This is a genomic window from Alcaligenes sp. 1735tsa3 (assembly GCF_024134565.1).
In the GTDB taxonomy this organism is placed as follows: Bacteria; Pseudomonadota; Gammaproteobacteria; order Burkholderiales; family Burkholderiaceae_B; genus Alcaligenes; species Alcaligenes phenolicus.
Genome location: NZ_CP099862.1, coordinates 1,499,939 through 1,520,491, shown reverse-complemented (window position 1 = coordinate 1,520,491; position 20,553 = coordinate 1,499,939). Strand labels below are relative to the sequence as shown.

General features: G+C 57.6%; 16 protein-coding genes. 8 read left to right on the top strand and 8 right to left on the bottom strand.

Annotated features, from left to right (window positions below):
• Positions 1-116: 116 nt before the first annotated feature.
• From NIZ92_RS06970 to NIZ92_RS06950, 5 genes are all read right to left on the bottom strand, one after another.
• Positions 117-731 carry an HAD-IB family hydrolase gene (locus tag NIZ92_RS06970; protein ID WP_035268864.1) on the bottom strand — a complete coding sequence of 205 codons (615 nt, stop codon included), beginning with the start codon at positions 729-731 and terminating at the stop codon, positions 117-119.
• A 69-nt stretch (positions 732-800) separates the two neighbouring features.
• The gene (locus tag NIZ92_RS06965; protein ID WP_254002949.1) at positions 801-2,180 is read right to left on the bottom strand and encodes an NCS2 family permease; all 1,380 of its coding nucleotides are present in this window, start codon (positions 2,178-2,180) and stop codon (positions 801-803) included.
• Positions 2,181-2,496: 316 nt separating this feature from the next.
• Positions 2,497-4,248, bottom strand: a complete 1,752-nt coding sequence (locus NIZ92_RS06960) for an FUSC family protein (protein WP_052159193.1) — start codon at positions 4,246-4,248, stop codon at positions 2,497-2,499.
• Positions 4,235-5,284, bottom strand: coding sequence for a multidrug transporter subunit MdtN (gene mdtN, locus NIZ92_RS06955; protein ID WP_254002948.1), 1,050 nt, complete (start codon positions 5,282-5,284; stop codon positions 4,235-4,237). The genes NIZ92_RS06960 and mdtN overlap by 14 nt, the downstream gene beginning before the upstream one ends.
• 7 nt (positions 5,285-5,291) lie before the next feature.
• Positions 5,292-5,546: a YtcA family lipoprotein gene (locus NIZ92_RS06950; RefSeq protein ID WP_170978589.1), complete on the bottom strand. Its 255-nt coding sequence runs from the start codon at positions 5,544-5,546 to the stop codon at positions 5,292-5,294.
• Positions 5,547-5,749: 203 nt separating this feature from the next.
• Between NIZ92_RS06950 and NIZ92_RS06945 the strand changes: the two genes are divergently transcribed.
• Genes NIZ92_RS06945 through NIZ92_RS06930 form a run of 4 tightly spaced genes read left to right on the top strand, consistent with a single transcriptional unit; the run spans position 5,750 to position 11,106 of the window.
• Complete coding sequence (locus NIZ92_RS06945) at positions 5,750-7,384, top strand: Na+/H+ antiporter (RefSeq protein ID WP_060186963.1); 1,635 nt, start codon at positions 5,750-5,752, stop codon at positions 7,382-7,384.
• Positions 7,385-7,425: 41 nt separating this feature from the next.
• Positions 7,426-8,898, top strand: coding sequence for an amidohydrolase family protein (locus NIZ92_RS06940; protein WP_254002947.1), 1,473 nt, complete (start codon positions 7,426-7,428; stop codon positions 8,896-8,898).
• Positions 8,899-8,918: 20 nt separating this feature from the next.
• Positions 8,919-9,605, top strand: coding sequence for a MarC family NAAT transporter (locus NIZ92_RS06935; RefSeq protein WP_009460989.1), 687 nt, complete (start codon positions 8,919-8,921; stop codon positions 9,603-9,605).
• Between the two features lie 10 nt (positions 9,606-9,615).
• Positions 9,616-11,106: a TolC family protein gene (locus tag NIZ92_RS06930; RefSeq protein WP_240688267.1), complete on the top strand. Its 1,491-nt coding sequence runs from the start codon at positions 9,616-9,618 to the stop codon at positions 11,104-11,106.
• A gap of 99 nt (positions 11,107-11,205) precedes the next feature.
• On the opposite strand, the gene NIZ92_RS06925 is transcribed toward NIZ92_RS06930, so the two are convergent.
• Entirely contained in the window at positions 11,206-12,339 is a 1,134-nt protein-coding gene (locus NIZ92_RS06925) for an aminotransferase class V-fold PLP-dependent enzyme (protein WP_042489025.1), read from the bottom strand.
• A gap of 196 nt (positions 12,340-12,535) precedes the next feature.
• On the opposite strand from NIZ92_RS06925, the gene NIZ92_RS06920 reads away from it, so the two are divergent.
• The 4 genes from NIZ92_RS06920 (at position 12,536) to NIZ92_RS06905 (ending at position 17,391) form a co-directional block, all read left to right on the top strand.
• Positions 12,536-13,042, top strand: a complete 507-nt coding sequence (locus NIZ92_RS06920) for an RNA polymerase sigma factor (protein ID WP_035268361.1) — start codon at positions 12,536-12,538, stop codon at positions 13,040-13,042.
• Between the two features lie 27 nt (positions 13,043-13,069).
• Positions 13,070-14,056, top strand: a complete 987-nt coding sequence (locus tag NIZ92_RS06915) for a FecR family protein (protein WP_203144913.1) — start codon at positions 13,070-13,072, stop codon at positions 14,054-14,056.
• A gap of 286 nt (positions 14,057-14,342) precedes the next feature.
• Positions 14,343-16,577, top strand: coding sequence for a TonB-dependent siderophore receptor (locus tag NIZ92_RS06910; protein ID WP_254003207.1), 2,235 nt, complete (start codon positions 14,343-14,345; stop codon positions 16,575-16,577).
• 145 nt (positions 16,578-16,722) lie between these two features.
• Positions 16,723-17,391: a metallophosphoesterase gene (locus NIZ92_RS06905; RefSeq protein ID WP_254002946.1), complete on the top strand. Its 669-nt coding sequence runs from the start codon at positions 16,723-16,725 to the stop codon at positions 17,389-17,391.
• A 1,228-nt stretch (positions 17,392-18,619) separates the two neighbouring features.
• Here NIZ92_RS06905 and NIZ92_RS06900 read toward each other — a convergent pair.
• Together NIZ92_RS06900 and NIZ92_RS06895 are read right to left on the bottom strand one after the other, a co-directional pair.
• Positions 18,620-19,708 carry a c-type cytochrome gene (locus NIZ92_RS06900; RefSeq protein ID WP_247965659.1) on the bottom strand — a complete coding sequence of 363 codons (1,089 nt, stop codon included), beginning with the start codon at positions 19,706-19,708 and terminating at the stop codon, positions 18,620-18,622.
• Between the two features lie 21 nt (positions 19,709-19,729).
• Entirely contained in the window at positions 19,730-20,545 is an 816-nt protein-coding gene (locus NIZ92_RS06895) for a cytochrome c (RefSeq protein ID WP_026484488.1), read from the bottom strand.
• Between the last annotated feature and the right edge of the window lie 8 nt (positions 20,546-20,553).

The window sequence follows — 20,553 nt, the reverse complement described above, 5'->3', positions numbered from 1 at the left end:
AGAAGCAGATTCTGGTCGGGCATTTTGCTATCTTGATCTCCCGCCCTGGACTGTAGGCCTGCCACTAGGCTGCCAAGCCTGCAACTAAAGCGGTACAGAGCAAACCTTACAATCGACTATCGGACTTCCAGCGCTGGCAGAGCGGCATCCCTTCCCCGCAGCCAGGGCTGACGCGTATGGGCCAGCATCTGCGCATCACCGGGACTATCACCATAGGCCATATCCAGCTCCACGGGTTTATCGCCCAGCCACGCCTGCAAGCGATTCACCTTCTCCTGCCCCCAGCAATTGGCGCTGGCCATGCCCACACAACCTTGTTGATCATCAAAGGCCAACTCTGTCGCCAGCACCTGAGCCATTCCCTGTGCTTGCGCCCAGGGCTGTAAATAAATGGACGGCGAGGCACTGACCAGCACCACCGTATCTCCCCGCTCTCGATGGGCACGGACTCGTTCCATCATTTCCGGGCGGACAATCTGCGGCACATAGTCCCGCACATAGGTGTCGGCTAAAGCCTGAACCTGCTCCCGGCTCAAACCACCCAAGGCACTGCGTAGAAAACGATGCTTGATCGCCTGACGACGCTGCGGACCGCGATCCCAGACCAGGACGCGAGGCACGCAAGCTAAATAGGCACGAATACAGACCGGCCAGCCTCGCATGCGACGTATAAAGTCCTGCAAGCTGTCCCGGTCTGTAATCGTGCCATCAAAATCAAATGCGACCAGCACAGGTACCCCTTTGGTTTTCAGAAAAAGGGCTAGTGTAAAGGGGAACACCAGCCCTTCCCAAGCCCTGCTTTATAAGGCCCAGCCACCCAGGTAGAAAACAACCAGGGCAATGGCAATCAGAACCGTGCCCACATTCAGGCGACGCAGTTCACCCGAGAACAGGCGACCCAGCACCAGCGTGCAAAAGCCCAGCATGATGCCTGTGACAATATTGACGGTCAGCACGATAAACACGGCGCACACCAGACCCGCCATGGTGTCGACCGTATCTTCGGTATTCAGATGACGCACGCCGCCCAGCATCAGCAAGCCCACATACATCAAGGCAGGCGCAGTCGCATAGGAAGGCACCAGACCGGCCAAAGGCGACAGGAAGATCAGCATCAGGAAACCCAGGCCAACCACCACCGCGGTCAGACCGGTACGTCCCCCGGCGGCTGTGCCGGCAGCAGATTCAATGTAGGCGGCGGCAGGCGAAGCCCCCAAGCTGGCAGACACCAAAGAGCTGAGCGAGTCCGTCGTCAGGGCGCGGCTGCCATTGATGATCTGGCCATCCTTGTCCAATTGCCCGGCATTGCCCGCGACCGCACGAATCGTGCCGGTCGCATCAAACACGGCTGTCATCACCAGAGCCAGCACACTGGGCAGGACGACCGCATTCAAGGCCCCGCCTATGTCCATGGCACCGATCAAGGAGTTCTCGCCCAGCAGGCTAGGCATGGCAAACAGGCCAGTAAAGCGCACATTGGGATCGAAGATCAGGCCTACCGCCGACAGACCCAAGATCACCAGCAAGATACCGCCCGTGACACGACGGCGCTCCAGGCCAAAAATTGCTGCCAGACCCAGCACACTCAGCCAGACCGGCATGGACGTGACGTCCCCCAGGGCAACCGGCAGACCTGCGCCCGTATTACGGGTCACCAGACCTACCTCGTTGGAGGCGATCATCAGCAAGAACAGGCCAATTCCGATACCCGTGCCATGCGCGATGCCCAGGGGCAAATTGCGCAGAATCCAGGTACGAATCCCGGTGGCGGAAATCAGGGTAAAGATCAGGCCCATCAGGAACACGGCACCCAGGGCGACGGCCGGGCTGAGTTGCTGACCCAGCACCAAGTCAAAAGCCAAGAACGCAGTCAAGGACAAGGCACAGCCCACCGCAATGGGCAGATTCGCCCACAGCCCCATCAGCAGGGAGCCAAAAGCGCTGGTCAGACACACGGCCACAAAGACCGACGAGGTATCAAAGCCCGCCTTGCCCAGCATGGACGGTACGACAAATACGGAATAAACCATTGCCAGGAATGTCGTCAGCCCTGCCAAGACCTCCTGACGCAGAGAACTGCCGCGCGCTGTATAGGCAAAATGTTTCTGCAACCAACCGCCAGCAACCGGAGGGACCAGGGCCTCCTGCCCTGGCCGCAATGCGGATTCTTGCTCAGCCATACTTCATGCTCCTTTATCAGTATTGTGATGTCTGAAACGGTACGTTGCCGTCATCAGGAATCAGTAATGGACAGTTCCAGCCCCAAAGGGGGCAAGAGACTTCTCACACGCTGAATCAAAGAAAACGCCGAGCAAAGACGAGTCCTGCCCTGCCCGCAACAAGGTGCAGACATAGGCAGAAAGAAGTAGGTATGCGGGGGTGTCTCCGACCGAACCGAGGCCTTTGCGGCGCTTCTTTTGATCCCGATAATGGGAAGTGAGGCCCATTCTACGAGCCGTCAAGGACGGGAAAATCACCTCTAGGTAATGAGGGTTATCAATCGCTTCGGTGGCGAGATACAGGCATATAGGCTTGGCCGATGAACTGCTGGCGCAACTGCTGCCATTGACGTTGCATATCCTGGGCCTGCTGCTGGTCGGGTCGCAAACGCTCTGGTTCCAAGTGCATCAGAGCCAATCCATATTTGGCCGCCGACAGCTCCTGCGCGACGCTGGCTGACTGCTGCACCGCCTGGGCAGGACGTTCCTGCCATAAGCTGCCCAGGCCGCTCAAACTGTCAGAAGCCTTGGCCAAACGCTGACGTACCGAACCTGCAATACTGACAGGCCAGATCTGGGTAAACATCACGTACATCACCGCATTGCCCAGCAAAATACCGATCACCCGATCACGGGCCGAATCCAGGTCAAAGCTGGGACCAAAGCCCTGCAAGGTCACCAGATAAAAGGCAAAGGCAATTTGAATGCCGGCATACGAGATACGTTCCGGGCCATAAAATACCCAGGCCCCTAACAGGGACACCAGGAATACCACGACCATCAAGCCGCCAATATCCAGCAGATGCGGCATCACAAACAAGATGGTGATAAAGCCCAGCGCCGCCCCCAGCAAACAGCCCACAATCCGCAAGGTCAGCTTGTGTACGGTTTCCCCGGTAGAGCCCAAAGCGGCCACGTAGCAGGTAATCATGGCAGTATGAATGCCCTGCCAGTCTGCCGCGCTATAGATCAGATAACAAAGCACTGCAGCTGCCGTCGCCTTCAAGGCATGGTGCTGATAAACCGGATTACTAAAGGCGTCGGGCACCATGAAGGAACCATGTTCCGGATCCGCTTTGCCAATAGACACCGCCCCCGACAAGGCCAGCAAGGCATCGCGCAAATCTTGTTCGGCCAAAGAACTGGAGGCTGACAGCTCGGGCAGATCATTCATCTGCGGCAAACGCCCTTGTTCAATATCCTGTGCGCTGCGTTCGCACATCTGGGCAAATGCTGTGGCCTGCTCATTGTCCAGATGCTGATCGCGCAAGACGGCAACCGCCAGCAAGGCTCGGTAGGTATTCAAGATGGCCTGATCCAGTTCTGCCTGCTCTTGTGCAGGCCGCAAATGAAACAGCCGTATCCAGCCCAGTCGCTTCTGTTGTGCACTGACTCCCAAAGCCAGTTCGTCCCACAAATCCTGCGTATCTGCCTGCCCCATCAAACCCTGGGCCGACAAACGCAAACGCGCTGCCAGTTCACGGCGCAACACCTTGTGCGGGTACAAACCAAAACAGAGATTGAAGATCAGCACCAGGCCCATGGGGGCGCAGGTCATCAACCAGGCATAAAGCACGGCGCGGGTAGCAATCTCGCCAAAGGGCACATAGCCCAACAAGGTCAGCACAAAGGCGATGACCAAGGCAATAATCCCGCCCAAAGGCCCCAGCTTGCTGGCTACCCCGAGAAACAACAGCACAAAGGAGGTCAGCACCATGGCCAGCAAACGCCAGGCCGGATACTGAATCGTGACCTGAATCAATGGCACCATCAGCAGCACCACAATGGACACCAGCACCACCAGAGCCAGCGCCAGTACCGAGCTTTCGCCGGCATCGGACTTCATCACAAAGAAGATCACAAAGCAGCTGACGGCAGACTCGGGAATACCGTAGTTCATGGCCAGCAGCACCATCAAGGCGCACAGCACTGCCACGCGCCAGCTTTGCGCCAGACGACCGGGGGTGGGCTGCAAGTCTTGCCAGACCAGCCGCGCCAGACCCGACACGCCGGTCTTAGCAGTTGCCATCGCGATGAATAATGGTGGTGGCCGAGGCACCCATGCGCATCAAGTCCTCGGGCGGGGCATCCAGACGGATACGCACCGGAAAGCGTTGCGCTACCCGTACCCAGTTCATGGATTTCTGAATATAGGGCAGGCTGCGCGGCAGATTGATCTGCTCCTGACTGCTGACACCCCAACCAATTTCCTCTACCTTGCCCGAGAGCTTGCGCGAAGGATCGGACATCACATACACCGTGGCGCAGGCCCCTGGCTTGATCGCTTTCAGATCCGTTTCACGGTACATGCCCGTGACATACCAGGAATCCGTATCCAGCAAGGTAAAGACAGACGTGCCGGGCATCAGATGTTCTCCCGAGCCGATACGCAAGCCCACGATACGACCGTTGTGCGGTGCCTTGACCTGAGTATGTTCCAGATCACGCTGGGCCATCGCCAAACCTGCCTGTCGCGCTTGCACCATGGCTTCTTCTGCCTGCGTATTGCCGACCAGAGCCTGAGCGGCCCCGGATTGCTCTGTTGCCTGTTTCAAGGTGACTTGAGCATCACGCAGCAAGGTATTGGCTTCATCCAATTGCTGTTGGGAGACATAGCCCTTGGCCGCCAGATTCGCCAAGCGACGCTGGCTTTGCGTGGCCATCGTCAAATTGGTTTTAGCGCGGGTAATCTGATCATCGGCAATTACGGCGTTATGCCCTTCTGCGCGCACAGCCCGTTGCTTCATGTCCAGCGTAGCCTGAGCCAGCGCCAGTTCAGCCTGGGCCTGTTCCAGACGCAACTGATAAAACACCGGGTCTACGGTAAAGAGCAGTTCATCGCGGCTGACAAACTGACCGTCACGCACCATCATGCGCTCAATGTGTCCAGGCAAGGAGCTGGAGATATGTACCACATCGGCACCGATCACCGCGTCTTCGGACAAAGGGTTGTTGGCAGAGCGCTGCAAATACCACCATGCCAAGACAATGGCGGCAACAACGATCAGCACGCTCAGCAGGCGGGCAGCGCCTTTACGGGGGGAGGATTTCTGTGCCTGGGTCATGGCTCAGTCACTCGAAGAAAAGAAGAAGTGCGGCAAAGGTCAGTGCCAGCGTCAAGCAGGCATAGACAGGCAAACGCATGGGCAGGGCATCATCCACACCTGCACGAATCAGCCCCCAACGAATCAGCAAGGTCAGCAGCACGGCGCCCAGCACACACACCAGCCAGGCCGGGAAATACGAACCCGCCATATAGACCGAAGGGGCAAGAGAACATCCCCCCAACAAGGGCAAGACAGCCAGACCGGCTAGTAGCGCACGCATGCGTGGCATCTCCCTGATTATTGTTAAACCGATCTGCGCATGGCGCCCTGATCGCTGCGACGAATTGTACCTGAGCCCTTTCAAAGACATCATTTATATCTCTGCCGGATTAAGCAACTGTGTATCTATGATTTTCACGAGTATAGTGACAAACATCTTTCTGATAGGGTCTCAATAACCTCGGTTATTTACACAGAGTTGCCATGGATGACGTAAACCTGACTTTAAGCATGCTGGCCGCCGTTTTAATCAGCAACAGCGTGGTCAAGATAATACCTGTTGCCATCCCTGCCCCTCTCGTACAGATTTTGCTCGGCTTTCTGATTGCCGGCTGGTTCAATCATGGGATGACCCTGAATCCGGATCTGTTCTTTTATCTGTTTCTGCCGCCCTTATTATTTCTGGATGGCTGGCGCATTTCCAAGGAAAGTTTAATTCGGGACCGAATTGGCATTCTGGTTCTGGCTTTTATTCTGGTCTTTTTAACGGTATTCGGATTAGGCCACGTGCTGCACTGGCTCATTCCTGCCATGCCTTTGCCAGTGGCCTTCGCCTTGGCCGCCATTGTCTCGCCAACTGACCCAGTTGCCGTCTCGGCCATTACCCGCCGCGTGCCTCTGCCGCCACGACTGCAGGCCTTGCTGGAGGGTGAATCCCTGTTCAACGATGCCAGCGGTCTGGTTGCGTTTCGACTTGCTGTAGCCCTGGCCCTGGGCGGCTCTTTCTCCATCACGTCTGCCAGCCAGAACTTCCTGTGGCTAACGCTGGCCGGCCTGGTCGTGGGCGTAGTGACCACGCGTGCCCTGCTTTTTCTGCGTAATCTCTTTGTGCGCCGCTGGGGCGAAGAGCCAGGGCCAGAAGTTCTGTTCAGCCTGCTCCTGCCTTTTGCGTCCTACTTCCTGGCTGAACAAATGGAGGCTTCTGGCATTCTGGCCGCTGTCGCGGCAGGCGTGACCATGAGCTACGCCGAGCTCTCGGGCAATGCACTGGCGGCCACCCGTATGCAGCGCAAGACCGTCTGGGACACCTTGCAACTTAGTTTGAATGGCATGATGTTCGTCCTACTGGGCGAGCAACTACCCGCTATCTTTCGCGGCGCGGTACAGGTTGTCCAGGAGACCGGCCACCATAATCCAGCCTGGCTGCTGGTCTATGCGGTCGCCATGTGTACCACCCTGATTTTGCTGCGCTTTCTATGCGTTTACGCTTACCTGTGGCTACGACGCGGCCTGTCCCTGCTGGGCTTGCATCATGATGCTGAGACCGCCCAAGCCAACCCGCGCCTGGTGCTGGTGCTGTCCATTGCCGGGGTACGAGGTGCCGTCACCCTGGCCGGTGTCATGACCTTGCCGCTCACTCTTGCCGATGGCAGTCCTTTTCCTGCCCGAGATCTGGCTATTTTCCTGGCCTCCGTCGTCATTATCGTGTCACTGTTGACGGCCAGCCTGGCCCTGCCACCCATCATGAAACGAGTCAGCTTCCCTGCCCTGCGTCGACGTCAGGAGCAGGAAGAACGGGCCGAGCAAGCCGTACGTCACGCCAGCGCCCAGTCAGTGGCGCAGACATTGAATGACTTGATTGCGCACAATCCCGAGTCCTCAGGGGCGCGTTACACGGCCATGGCCGACCGCGTCCTGGGCACTATTGCTCACAGCCCTCAAGGCGACGGACTGGAGCCGGATCTGGCAGAACAAGCACTGGAAAAAGACATGCAAATCCGGGCCATCCACGCCGCGCGTGAGGCCGTTTACACCTTAGCTCGCACACACCAGATATCCGATGAAATCGCTCGCGAACGGGTCCGCCTGCTGGATCTGATCGAACTGCGTATGTCTTGAGTCCGCCTTCCTTTCATTTATCGTTGATTTTTTAGGACGCCATGCAGACTTACTCCTACCTGGGCCAGTCCCCTGCCCTGCGCCAACAACGCCAAGCCTATCGTCACGGCTTGCCAGCCTGTGTTTGCGCCCACCCCTCCATTCCCTTCATTCACAAGCGCTTGAGTGCATCAGCCAGTTTCGCCCCCAGCGCGGTCCCTGCAGGCCCGGCCTTCCAATCCAATAATGCCCTGGATCAGAAACCCATCGCCCTGGCTCCCAAACTGATCCTGAGCAATCTGCGCCTGTTTGATGGTGAAACAACAGAGCTGAAAAACGGGCTGGCCGTCCAGATTGACCAGGGCCGCATCACTGCCGTCATGCCGGTTGCCGAGATTCCGGCCGACGCCACCGTCATGGACTGCCAGAACAAAGTCTTGATGCCTGGCCTGATCGACGCCCACTGGCATAGCCTCTTGTGCGCTGTCGACCAGATGACCGCCATGATGGCCGACCCGGCTGACCTGCATTTGATTGCCAGCAAAGAAGCCGAGCGCACCTTGCTGCGCGGTTTTACCACCGTGCGCGATGCCGGTGGCCCCAGCTTCTCCTTGAAACGCGGTATTGATATGGGCTTGCTGCATGGCCCGCGCATCTATCCTAGCGGCGCCATGATTGCGCAAACCGGCGGCCATGCAGACTTTCGTATGCGCTACGAAGTGCCACGCGCAGAAGGCGAGCTAAGCCACACCGAACGAGCAGGTGTAACCTGCATTGCCGATGGCGCCGACCAGGTCCTGCGTCGCGTTCGTGAGCAACTGATGCTGGGCGCCAGCCAGATCAAGCTGATGGCCGGGGGCGGTGTCACCTCATTGTACGACCCACTGGAAGGACTGCAATTTAGTGATGCCGAACTGCGTGCCGCGGTGGGCGCCGCCAGCGACTGGGGCACCTACGTGATGGTGCACGTGTACTGCGCTCGTGGTATCCAGCGTGCGATCAAGGCAGGCGTGAAATCCATCGAACACGGCCAACTTGCCGACGAAGAAACCGCCCGCATGATGGCTGGCGAAGGCGTGTGGTGGAGCCTGCAACCCTTTCTGGCCGATGAAGACGCCAACGTCCAGCACGATCCACGCAGCAAGGCCAAGCAACAACAAGTTGCCGTAGGTACCGTACGTGCCTACGAACTGGCCGATAAATATCAGATCCAGACCGCCTGGGGCACGGACATTCTGTTCACCCCCGCCCATCTACCACACCATGGCCGCATGTTGTCCAAGCTGACCCGTTTTTACAGCCCACTCAAGGTGCTGAAAATGGCGACCGGAGATAATGGCCGACTGCTGCAACTGTCGGGCCTGCGCCAACCATACGAAGGCGAACTGGGCGTGATCCGACCCGGTGCCCTGGCGGATCTGCTGTTGATTGATGGCGAACCCGAACAAAGCCTGAGCTTTCTGGAGCAGCCCGAACAGAACCTGCTCTTGATCATCAAGGACGGCAAGATTTACAAGAACGCCCTGCCCGCCTGAAACCTCATCAAGGAGCTCCCATGCCCAACGAAGTGATGCAGTTATTCAAATTGCTCGGCCTGGGGCTGGCATTTTTGCTGCCCCTGGCCAATCCCCTGACTTCAATGGTGATGTACCTGTCGTTGGGCGAAACCTTGAGCGCAGCAGAAAAGAAGCAGCAACTGCGTCAGGCAACGCTGTATGTCATTCTTGCCTTGCTGATTACCTACTACGCCGGTTTGTGGATTACTTCGGCACTGGGCATTTCCATGGTGGACATGCGCATCGGGGGCGGGCTGATCGTGGCGTATATCGGCTTTCGCATGTTGTTTCCCCCCACTGTCAGCGACGTGGTTTCCAAAGCAGCCGATCAGAACACCGCTGCCCACAACAATATCGCCTTTGTCCCGCTGACCCTGCCCTCTACAGTCGGTCCCGGCACTATGGCTCTGGTTATCAGTGCCTCCTCCAAAATGGCTGGCATGCGCGGGCACTATGCGGAATGGGTGCTGGTGGCTACGCCCATCATTCTGGCCATCCTGATTGGTTTGATCTTTTTCATTTGCCTGCGCTCCTCGCTCAGCATCGTGCGTGTGATCGGGCATAACGGCGTCGATGCCATTTCACGCATCATGGGGTTCTTGCTGGTCTGCATGGCCGTACAACTCGTCCTTGAAGGCGGACAGCAGTATGCTGCTACGCTGCTGACTCATTCTGCTGCCTCCTGAATTTATGTCTATGACTTGTTTTCCTGCATTGCGTCTGACTCTGGCTGTGACGGCCGCCCTGACTCTGGCCGCCTGCGCGGCGCCTGATCACAAACCCATGGCCCAGGCCATGCCCGAGCAAGATGCGCCGGAACCACCTCGCCTGACATTGGCCGATTACAGCGGCCCGGATCAAAACCAGCCAGCGCCCCGCGTGCAAGCCCATCACGAATACAGCCTGCCAGAACTGATCGACCTGGCGCAACGCCTGAACCCCAGCACCCGCATTGCCTGGGGTGAGGCCCAGCAAGCCGCAGAAGCTGCCGGTATGGTGGAAAGCACCTACCTGCCCTTGATCTCCGCCAGCGTGGTGGGCGGCTATATGCGCAGCGACCGCGACAGCAGCGTGCACATTCTGGGTAGAGAAGTCGATGTGGACTACGACACCCATTTAAGTGGCGCCGTCCCTTCCCTGACCTTGAAGTGGCTGCTGTTCGACTTTGGCAAACGCGCCGCCTTGCAAGAGGCGGCCGACAAACTGGCCATGGCCAGCCGGATTACCTTCAGCGGTGTGCATCAAGCCGTGATTGCAGAAGTATCCATCAGCTACTTCAACTACAACTCGGCCCGCCAACGCGAGCAAATCTCTGCCCAAGGGCTGAAAAATGCGGCACTGATTGAAGATATCGCCCTGGAGCGGCAGCGCAATGGGCTGGGCACCCAGATTGAAGTCGCGCAGGCACGACAACTGAAAGCCCAGGCACGTTTGCACCATGTGAATGCCAGCACTCTGGCACGTCAGTCTTATCAAACGTTGCTGGGTGCAATTGGCCTGTCCCCGGAAACGGAGCTGAAAGTCGCCGATAGCGCCACCCGCCCCCTGCCCAAGGATCTGGATATCCCTGGCAATGACACACTGAAAAAAGCCATCGCCCAGCGGCCCGATGTACAGGCCCTGCAAGCCGCCCATCAGGCCAGTCTGGCAGGCATAGACTCAGCCGAAGCCAGTTTCATGCCCAAGCTGGCCTTGATGGGTTTTATCTCCAAACGCATGGGTTCATTAAGTGTAGGCAGCCTGCCCGAAGTCAGCCCGCAATCCTCCTCCCGAGGCGCCGTGCTGGCCCTGAATATCCCGATCTACGACGCTGGGCTACGCAACAAGCAAGTACGCGAAGCCCAGTTGCGTGCCGACACCGCGCGCGAACGCGTCGCCAAAACCGAACAAGACGCCTACAAGCAAATGATCATCGCTGCCGACGCGCTGCGAGCTGCTCTGGAGTCTCATCAAGCCGCCACCAGCCTGGTCGAGGCGGCACAAATCACTTACCAAGGTGCGCTGGAATCCTATAAGGAAGGTCTGACCGGCATGACCTTGCTGACCGAAGCGCACACTGGCTTGTTGGGAGCCCAAGAAGCCCAGACTGCCGCCCATACCGCCGGTTTGGTCGGCTCCGTGAATCTGGCTTTTGCCATGGGCGAACTCAATCAAGCCCCCAAAACCCCTGGGGATGCCACTAAGTAGTAGGCAAAGAAGAAGCAAGCCACACTCTACTTGGGAGCAAAAATAAAAAGGGAGCCATGCAAGGCTCCCTTCTCATGTAGCAACCGCTACTGCAGCAACTTACTGCTCTTCAATCGCATCCAGCGCCTTGGCCAAACGCTCCACCGAGCGTTCCAGATTGTTCAGCTTGTCCAGGCCAAACAGACCAATTCGGAAGGTCTTGAAATCGGCAGGTTCATCGCATTGCAAAGGCACGCCCGAGGCGGCTTGCAAACCAGCCTTGGCAAACTTCGCGGCCGAATGTATCCCGTCGTCCGTGGTGTAGCACACCACCACCCCCGGCGCTTCAAAACCTGGTGCCGCCACGCTGCGGAAACCATGTTCGCTGAGCAAGGCACGCACCTTGCGGCCCAGCTCCAGCTGACGATTGCGGATCCAGTCAAAGCCCAGAGCTTCCGTCTCGGCCATCGCCTCTTGCAGCACCTTCAAAGAATCCGTCGGCAAGGTAGCATGGTAGGCATGAGCCCCGTTCTCATACGTTTCCATGATCTGCAGCCACTTGCGCAGGTCGCAGGCAAAGCTGGTGCTGGTCGTGGTTTCAATGTGCTGACGAGCACGCTCGCTTAACATCACCAGACCGCAACATGCCGAGCCAGTCCAACCCTTTTGCGGGGCACTGATCAGCACGTCCACACCCACATCCTTCATATCCACCCACACGGTGCCCGATGCAATGCAATCCAGCACAAACAGACCGCCCACCGCGTGCACAGCATCGGCGACCTGACGCATATAGTCATCGGGCAACATGATGCCGGAGGCTGTTTCCACGTGCGGGGCAAACACCAAAGCTGGTTTTTCAGCCTGAATTGCGGCAACCACTTCTTCGATAGGGGCCGGTGCATAAGCGGCCTGCTTGCCTTCCTCAATCGGGCGTGCTTTCAGAACCGTGGTGCTGGCGGGGATGGAACCCATGTCAAAAATCTGAGTCCAGCGGTAGCTGAACCAACCATTGCGTATCACCATGCACTTTCGGTCCGTTGCAAACTGACGGGCCACCGCTTCCATGCCAAACGAGCCACTGCCCGGCACCACGATAGCCGAATGTGCCTGATAGACCTGTTTGAGCGTGCGAGAGATTTCGCGCATCACTTCCTGGAAGGTCTTGGACATATGGTTCAAGGCGCGGTCGGTGTAGACCACCGAATATTCAAGCAGGCCGTCCGGATCAACGGGAGTGCTGGTTTGAGACATGAAAACCTCGGAATTCAGATGTAGAAGATATAAGGATCGAAGGATTTTAGACCAAGCCGCTTGGTACGGGCAGCTTGACCCCAAGACCCTTCCGGTCAGAAGAAATTGCACAGACAGGCCGAACAAGAACAACCTGAATGAGAATTATTGCTATTATTCACTATTCTTTTTTCCGCCTGCTCCGCTAAGCCGCTCCATGTCTCACCCTTCACGTCCCATAAAAGCCTGGCTCGCCTCGTATAGCGAGCTGTTTGGCGTATGGCGGCGCAAGGCCGAGAGCCGGGAAGACGCGGAAGATGCCATGCACGACACCGTTGTGGGCATGCTGGAAAACAACACTACCCTGATCGACAACCCACGTGCCTATCTGGCACGAGGCACCAACAACCGTCTGATCAGCCGCCATCGCCATCAAACCGTCCTGACTGTCTTACCCTTGGACGAGCTAAGCGATACCGAGCATCCGCGCCAGGCCGGGGCTGACAGCCACGCCCAGTTTGAGCAATTAGCCGACGCGCTAGTGAACGCGCTGGCCGACTTGCCCCCAAAATGCCGAGAGGTCTATATCAAGCATCGACTGGAGGGCTGGACCCATACTGAAATTGCCCAGGACATGGCCCTTTCCCGCAGCATGGTGGAAAAATACATGACTCGTGCCTTGCGTCACATCCATGAACGGCTGCACCATTACGTACCTGACTGACGCCATGTCGTACACAAAGCCCGCGCAATGACCCGCCCCTCTTCCTCCGACGAACTGGATCACCCCAGCGATGCCGCTCATTGGTTCGCCCGACTGCAATCGGGGGAAGCCAGCGAGCAGGACCACCAAGCCTTCCAAGCCTGGCGGGACGCTGATCCTGACAACGCGCGCCGCTACCGCGAGGTGGAGTACCTGTGGCGCGCCAGCCAGGCCGTCCCGGAAGAACGCCTGCGCAGACTGCTGCCCCACGCCCCTGGTCGTGTGCCATCCCCCAAGCGCCGTTATCTGACACTGGGTTTGGGCGCGCTTGGCATGCTGGCCCTCTCGGCCGGAGCCATCCATCAGTCAGGCTGGTTGAACCCGGTAGAAGAAACGGTGCAGTTGCTCACCGCCAAAGGCGAACGTCAGCAAATCACCTTGCCCGATGGCTCTGTTGTGGACTTGAATACCGACACCATCGCCCAGGCTCGTTTATCTGCCTCCAAACGGGAAATCGAACTACTCCAGGGTGAAGCTTTTTTTGCCGTCCAACACTACCAAACCCTGCCCTTTATCGTGCGCACCGACTTGGGCACCGTAACCGTCACCGGCACCCGCTTCAATGTGCGACGGCTGGCAGACAGCCTGCAAGTCAGCGTTCAGTCCGGCTCGGTCAAAGTGGAGTCCGGTCCTTGGTGGCGTCGCCAGGAACGCCTCCTGGAGGCGCAACAACAAGTCCTGTTGCGCCAAGGTGCAGAACCCGGTCCGGTACACATGGCCGACGTGGAAAGCCTGACAGCCTGGCAACGCGGCAAGATCATTTTCAAGAACACGCCTTTGGAAGTGCTGGTACAGGAAATGGCTCGCTACCTGCCCCAGCCCTTGACGCTGGACGCCCCCGCCCTGCGCCAGCACCGTATCTCCGGTATTTTCGATGTCGACCAACCCGAAACCGTCGTGAAGGCCTTACCGGCCATTGCCCCAGTCCGGGTCCAGAGCGATGCGTCGGGCGTGCAGCATATTGTGGCTCGCTAAAAACAGAGCTTCCTGGGCCTGTTACAAAATAATCATGATTCTCATTCCGGTGATTGAGCACCTTGTGCGTCTAGGTAGGTGAAGGAGGCTATCCCGTGCAGGACAGCCCCCTGAGTCCCTTTGGCCAAAGGCTGGGCGCGTCTATCGCGCGAGATGTATTTTCATTGGAAAACGTAGGATCGTGAGCCCCTTTACCCCACGTCATCACCACTCGCCGCTTTTGCGGGCGAACTTGAGTGCCTTGACCTTAAGCCTGAGTTTGGCCTTCAGCTTGGCCCCTTCTGCTGTGCAGGCCCAGCAAACTGTCTCTATTCAGATCCCTGCCCAGCCCTTGGGCGATGCCCTGCTGAAACTGGGCGAACAGACCTCTTTGCAGATTTTTTTCTCTCAGGATGTAGTTGCCGGCCGCCAAGCCCCTTCGGTCTCGGGTCATCTGGCACCTGAGCAAGCTTTGCGTCAATTGCTGGACGGTAGTGGCATCAACTACACCCGAGACGGCAACACGATCACCTTGTCAGCCGGTGTGACTCAATTGACGCCAGTCACGATACGCCGCGCCCCCACAGACACCGCTGACAGCTACGTCGCACTAAACAGCCGCGGTGGCAAGCTGGACGTACCCTTGATCGAAACCCCGCGTTCGGTCTCCATCGTCACGCAAAAGCAGTTAAAGATTCTGGCCCCGCAAAGTATTGAACGCGCCCTGGCTTACACCCCTGGCGTTCAGACTGACGTGTCCGGCTCGGGCGACCTGCGCATGAGTGGCGCGGTGATACGTGGCTTTAGTGACGGCAGTGCCTACTACAAAGATGGCTTGAAGCAACTCTCGGCAGGCACCTATGGGTCCTGGAACGATGATATGGACAGCCTGGACAGCATCGAAGTGCTGAAAGGCCCGGCCTCGGTCCTGTATGGACAGGGACGCCCCGGCGGCGTGGTCAACGTGGTGTCCAAGCGCCCCACAGCCGATCATGTGAACAGTCTGGGACTGGGCTATGGCAGCTACCAGCGCCGTCAGTTAACGGCGGATCTTGGTGGAGCCTTGAACGACGATCAATCCCTGCTGTATCGCCTGAATCTGTCCGGGCGCAAAAGCCATGGACGCACCATAGACTCGCACGACGATCGTGTCTCGGTGTCCCCCGCCCTGCTTTGGAAACTGTCGGACCGGACCAGCCTGACACTGTTGGGTTCGTATTCGCGTGAACGAGGCACTCCCAAGTCCTGGTGGCCCAATCTGTTTTATTACCCCGAAGTCACTGACCTGCCGCTCAAACGCACCGCCGGGGACCCGGCGTTTGACTACTTCAATCGCGACACCAAAGCCATTGGCTATGCTCTGGAGCATGACACCGAAAGCGGCTGGCGCTTGCGTCAGAACCTGCGCTATTCGGAAATCGACATTGATTACCGCCATATCTACGCCATGGCCGTTCTGGCCGACCAGCGCAGCGTCTCCCGCGCCAGCCTGGCCCAGGAAACCAAAGGCCGCACCTTCACGGTAGATAGCCGTGTCGGCAAGGACTTTAACTGGGGGCCGTTGGAGCACACCCTGGAATTTGGTGTGGACTATCTGCGCTACAAAGAAAACGACGGTTTGGGCTTTGGCTGGAACGTACCTGACCTGGACATGCTCGACCCGGTATACGGGCTGTCCATCACACCGCCCGAACTGGATTACTCCGAGCGCGATCTGAAGCAAACCGGGATTTACATGCTGAACCAGCTGAAATGGGACCAGTGGGTTGCCAATGTCAGCTTGCGTCACGACACTGCTCGCACCGTACAAAGCAGTGCGACGCAGCCGCGCATGACGGACCGCGCCACCACCGGCAGCGCGGGCTTGCTGTATCTGTTCAACAATGGTGTGGCTCCATACATCAGCTATTCCACCGCCTTTGACCCCACAACAGGGCGGGCAGCAGATGGCACGGCATTCAAGCCGCGCGAGGGCAAACAATACGAAGCCGGGGTGAAGTATCAGCCACCGGGAACCGATGCCCTGATTACCGCTGCGGTGTTTGACCTGCGCCAGACCAATGTCACCACGCCCGATCCAAACTTCCCACGTTTCAGCGTCCAGACAGGAGAAGTACGATCCACGGGTATCGAGCTGGAAGCCAAGCTGCCCATTAGCGCTCAGCTCAACCTGATGGCGGGCTATACCTATCTGGATCCACGGACTACGCAGAGCGAGCGCCCGGCAGAAATTGATCGGCAGACGTTGCAAACCGCACGTCAGACCGCCAGTCTGTGGCTGGACTATCGGCCCCAGCAAATTCAGGGCTTGATGCTGGGGGCCGGTGTACGGTATCGGGGCAAGTCGCCCAACGATGTACGGCCGGATGGCAGCCTGAACTACAACCCTTCTTTTACCTTGGCAGATATGGCGGTGGCGTATGAGACCTCCCGCTATCGGGTAGCCCTGAACGTCAACAATGTGTTCAACAAGAAGTATTACACCGGCCAGTTCCGGGGCATGGAACGGGAAGTGATGTTGAACATGAATTTGTATTGGTAATCATCTTGCTGAACATGAGGCTGTCTTGCCTGACACGTACAGTCTCCTCTGACTGAGTGCAGCGGCAGGCCGCGTCTTTCTTGACTCGGCCTGCCGCTCTGAGTACCGTGATGAGCACGTTTCATCTAGTCCGGGTTTCATCATCATGCAGGTAGCACACTTCAGCCAGAACACCTTGGGACGCGATATTGCGGTTGGCGATATTCACGGTTGCTTCTCCAAGCTGAAAACGTCTTTAAAGCGGATTCGTTTTGATCCGTCCAAGGACCGCCTTTTTTCGGTGGGCGATCTGGTGGATCGCGGTCCGGAGTCGCATCATGTTCTGAAGTGGCTGGACCTGCCCTGGTTTCATGCGATTTGTGGCAATCACGAGCAGCTGACCTGGCGGCGGGCGATTGGGCAGCCTATTCAGGAAGTGGATCATCGCGTGCATGGTGGGCTATGGCTGGACGATTGCACCTCGCACGAGCAGGCACTGATCGCTCAACGTCTGCAAGCCCTGCCTTTGGCGATGGAAATAGAAACGCCCTTGGGACTGGTGGGTATGGTTCATGCCGACTTTCCCTACGATAATTGGCAGCACATTCATACCGAGGGTTTTGATGCCAATGACCGCTATGTCTGTATGTGGTCCAGGGATCGCTATGTGACTGGCTACGATGGCATGGTAGAGGGTCTTCGGGCTTTGGTGCATGGGCATCAGACGACGCACAAGATGCGGCAATTAGGGAATGTGTTTTTCATTGATACCGGCGGGTGGCTGGATCATGGGCATTTCACCTTGCTGGATTTGAAGCGCTTGGTGGCTTTGTAGGGTCTTTCGGTTCTTCGCTGATTGTTTTTACCTAATTAGTCTCTGGGAAGGCGCTGTTTCGGTCCTGCTGGGGTGTCGGGGCTGAGCACTGGCCGGCGCTGCGCGCCGGTACCTTTGTCGAGAACTCGATCGGGGCGCATCCTGAACTCGCCGGGTACTTGGTCCCCCGGACCAAGTACAAACGTCCGGCTCAAACAGCAGGACGCTTGTACCCCCAATCGAGCCCTCGCCTGCGGCCAGTACTCTGAATCGCCCCAACACCCCAGCAGGACCGAAACAGCTCTCAGCGATTACTTGCAAAGACAATCCTTATGCGGCAACTGATTGCTGCTTATTGGTTTACTGAGTGCTGATGGCTAATGGCTAATCGCTAATGGCTGATGTTCGACTCGCCTTGAACACGGAGTCAATGACACTACGTCTGATGACGTACAAACCTGTCTTCGTCAATGTCGGTACTGGCCTCGTCTCTCGCGGTATCTATGCCTACCTGAACAACCATCATGACGAGCGCTTCGGCTTCAAAAACAAACGACAAGCTCAAGATTACGCACGACTGCTTGGTAGGCCGGGATATCCTCAGCAAGATTCATACTCCCATAAAAACACCAGGCACTCGATAGCTAGTAGTGGGCTCCTATTTTTCTATCCCCCACACCCTCTACCCGCCAACTGCTGAAAGTGACGGTCAACAAGCAAACCTCGACACCCTTCCAGCTCCCAACGCACTTAGAGCAGCAGAAGGAAGCCACATACAGCCAGGCCCCAAAAGGACGGAATTCTCAGTTTTATAGTCATTGTGAGCCGGTCTGGGCCGGGGGGCCGTCCTCTGGGCGATTCAGGCTTCTTGCCGCAGGCGGGCTTGCTATTCGGGGTTCAAGCGTCCTGTTGTTTGAGCGAAATGCTTGTGCCTTGTCCGGGGGACAAGGCACTTTCGCGAGTTCAGGATGCGCCCGAATAGCAAGCCTGACCAGGGCACCGGTGCGCAGCACCGGCAAGGAGCCAAGCCCGGAGGACGGCCCCCCGGCCCAGACCGGCGTTTTCACGAGTCACTATCTAAACATGCAGGCTCTCTGCACTCCTTATCTCCCAACCCTCCTGCTCCACACCCCCCACTCCTCAACACTCAGGAAAATGAAGAAGATGAAGCCCAAAACAAAACCGCCTCAGTTCCCAAAAGAAACTGAGGCGGTCTCATCTTCAAACAAACAGCAAACAGGCCAAAGGCTTACTTCTCCACGCCCCCACCCAAGATCACGCCGTTCACCTCCTTACCGTAGTAACTTTCCTCGCCATCATGGAACTCCACACGCGCTTGCTCAACCGTCCCCTTCTGACGAGCATCCTTGGGACGCTCATGACTGTTGATGTAAGCCGCTACGTCCCAGGCATCCTGATCGGACAAGGAGAACGGTTTACCCAAAGGCATATTGGCCTTGATGAAACCAGCAGCCGTATCAATACGAGCCATCCCTGCCCCCCAGTTATACGAGTTGGGGCCCCACAAAGGCGGGAACACCACACCACTTTCGGCATCCTTCTGCCCCTGGCCATCGACCGCATGACACAAGACACAGTTGTTGGTGTAGACCTCTTTACCGCGTGCTACGTCATAGCCCAGTTCGGTCTTCTTAACTTTGGGGAAACCAGCACCCGGCAACTTCTGACCCGTAGGCGCCCCATCGGACATCCAGTACATATAAGTCATCAAGTCACGGTACACATCGCTGCCAGCGGGCGGCGCAACACCCGAGGGCGAAGCCTGCGCATTCATGGAATAGGTAAAACAGCCAATGATGCGATCTTCCAGCGTGCTGATCGCCTTGGTCTTGGCACGATAGGCGGGATAGCTGACATAGGCTCCCCACATAGGCGCAGAGTGTTCACGACGACCACCGTCCAGGTGGCAGTTCACACAAGCCAAGGTATTGCCCACGTGATCCGACACCGTGGTCGAGGTTTCCATAAAGATCTTGTGACCGCGACGAACCGCCTCGCCATACGGCGTATCCGGAATGCTGCTCTCTGGCGGTGGCACGTAGTAACCATCTGCGCCTACCGGCATACCAGCCGTGACCGAATGCTTGTCCTTGCTCTGTGCCTTGCGATCGGCTTCCATGGCCTCACGACTATAGGTGGCCTCGCCAACCTGGATAGTGCCCTTGTCGGGCGAACCCAGGGAAAAGGACAACCAGCCCTTGGCGTTCATGCCATAGCCAATCGCAAAAAGCAGCACACCAATACCGGCCCCCCAGGCCAGTCTGCGTCCACCCGACATGGTGGATTTGCTGCGACCATTTTTTTGAGTGTCTTTCATAAAAAGCTCTCTGTTCTGATCTTATTTCGCCTGCTTGCCATTGGCTGGCAGCGAGGCGGCGTAATAGGAAACCGCATACAGGTCCTCGTAGGACAAGCGCGATGCGATGTCATCCATCAGGCTTTGCGGCGAGTTGTGACGATGGCCGCCTTTCCAGGCCGACAACTGACTGAACAAGTACTCGGCCTGTTGCGCAGCCAACGGCGGGAAAGACGTACCTACGCCTTCACCCTGACTGCCGTGGCAACTGATACATGCAGGCACGTTCTGCTTCCAGTCCCCTTTATGAAACAGGGCTTCGCCACGGGCCAGGTTCGCTTCCGAACTGGGCACATTAATGGCAGGAGCAGGCAGCTTGGCGTAGTAAGCAGCCAGCTCTTTCATATCCTCAGGCTTCAAACCGCGAGCTACGTACTGCATGGACTCGTTCAGGCGTGTACCTTGAGCAAAATCCTCCAGTTGCTTGAGCAGATACGCCTCGGGTATACCGGCCAAACGAGGAGTGATGCCTGCGCCTTCACCGGCCTCACCGTGGCAGGAAGCACAGCTCCACACACTGCCCTGCCCCGAATGCACCAGTACGGGCGCATCCTTCAATGCGGGAATGGCTGGCACCACAGGGGTGTCGCCTGCATTGGAAGCAACAATAGCGGCGGTCGGCTTGTCCGCTGCGGCATGTGGCGCCAGATCGTGCAGGTAAAGACCCACACCGGCCAAGGCCAACGCGAACAACACAGCCAACAGGAAGATTGGAATGGGACGCGGCGGCTCCCACGGCTCGAAGGTGGGGTCGATGTTCTCGACCTGGGGCGAACTAGAAACTTTTTCCATTGTCATGACTTGTC

Bases quoted from the DNA above. Each gene is read 5' to 3' on its own strand.
- NIZ92_RS06895 (WP_026484488.1), bottom strand. From the start codon at position 20,545: ATGACAATGGAAAAAGTTTCTAGTTCGCCCCAGGTCGAGAACATCGAC.
- NIZ92_RS06930 (WP_240688267.1), top strand. From the start codon at position 9,616: ATGACTTGTTTTCCTGCATTGCGTCTGACTCTGGCTGTGACGGCCGCC.
- NIZ92_RS06905 (WP_254002946.1), top strand. From the start codon at position 16,723: ATGCAGGTAGCACACTTCAGCCAGAACACCTTGGGACGCGATATTGCG.
- NIZ92_RS06935 (WP_009460989.1), top strand. From the start codon at position 8,919: ATGCCCAACGAAGTGATGCAGTTATTCAAATTGCTCGGCCTGGGGCTG.
- mdtN (WP_254002948.1), bottom strand. From the start codon at position 5,284: ATGACCCAGGCACAGAAATCCTCCCCCCGTAAAGGCGCTGCCCGCCTG.
- NIZ92_RS06940 (WP_254002947.1), top strand. From the start codon at position 7,426: ATGCAGACTTACTCCTACCTGGGCCAGTCCCCTGCCCTGCGCCAACAA.
- NIZ92_RS06915 (WP_203144913.1), top strand. From the start codon at position 13,070: ATGACCCGCCCCTCTTCCTCCGACGAACTGGATCACCCCAGCGATGCC.
- NIZ92_RS06965 (WP_254002949.1), bottom strand. From the start codon at position 2,180: ATGGCTGAGCAAGAATCCGCATTGCGGCCAGGGCAGGAGGCCCTGGTC.
- NIZ92_RS06925 (WP_042489025.1), bottom strand. From the start codon at position 12,339: ATGTCTCAAACCAGCACTCCCGTTGATCCGGACGGCCTGCTTGAATAT.
- NIZ92_RS06945 (WP_060186963.1), top strand. From the start codon at position 5,750: ATGGATGACGTAAACCTGACTTTAAGCATGCTGGCCGCCGTTTTAATC.
- NIZ92_RS06920 (WP_035268361.1), top strand. From the start codon at position 12,536: ATGTCTCACCCTTCACGTCCCATAAAAGCCTGGCTCGCCTCGTATAGC.
- NIZ92_RS06960 (WP_052159193.1), bottom strand. From the start codon at position 4,248: ATGGCAACTGCTAAGACCGGCGTGTCGGGTCTGGCGCGGCTGGTCTGG.
- NIZ92_RS06900 (WP_247965659.1), bottom strand. From the start codon at position 19,708: ATGAAAGACACTCAAAAAAATGGTCGCAGCAAATCCACCATGTCGGGT.
- NIZ92_RS06950 (WP_170978589.1), bottom strand. From the start codon at position 5,546: ATGCGTGCGCTACTAGCCGGTCTGGCTGTCTTGCCCTTGTTGGGGGGA.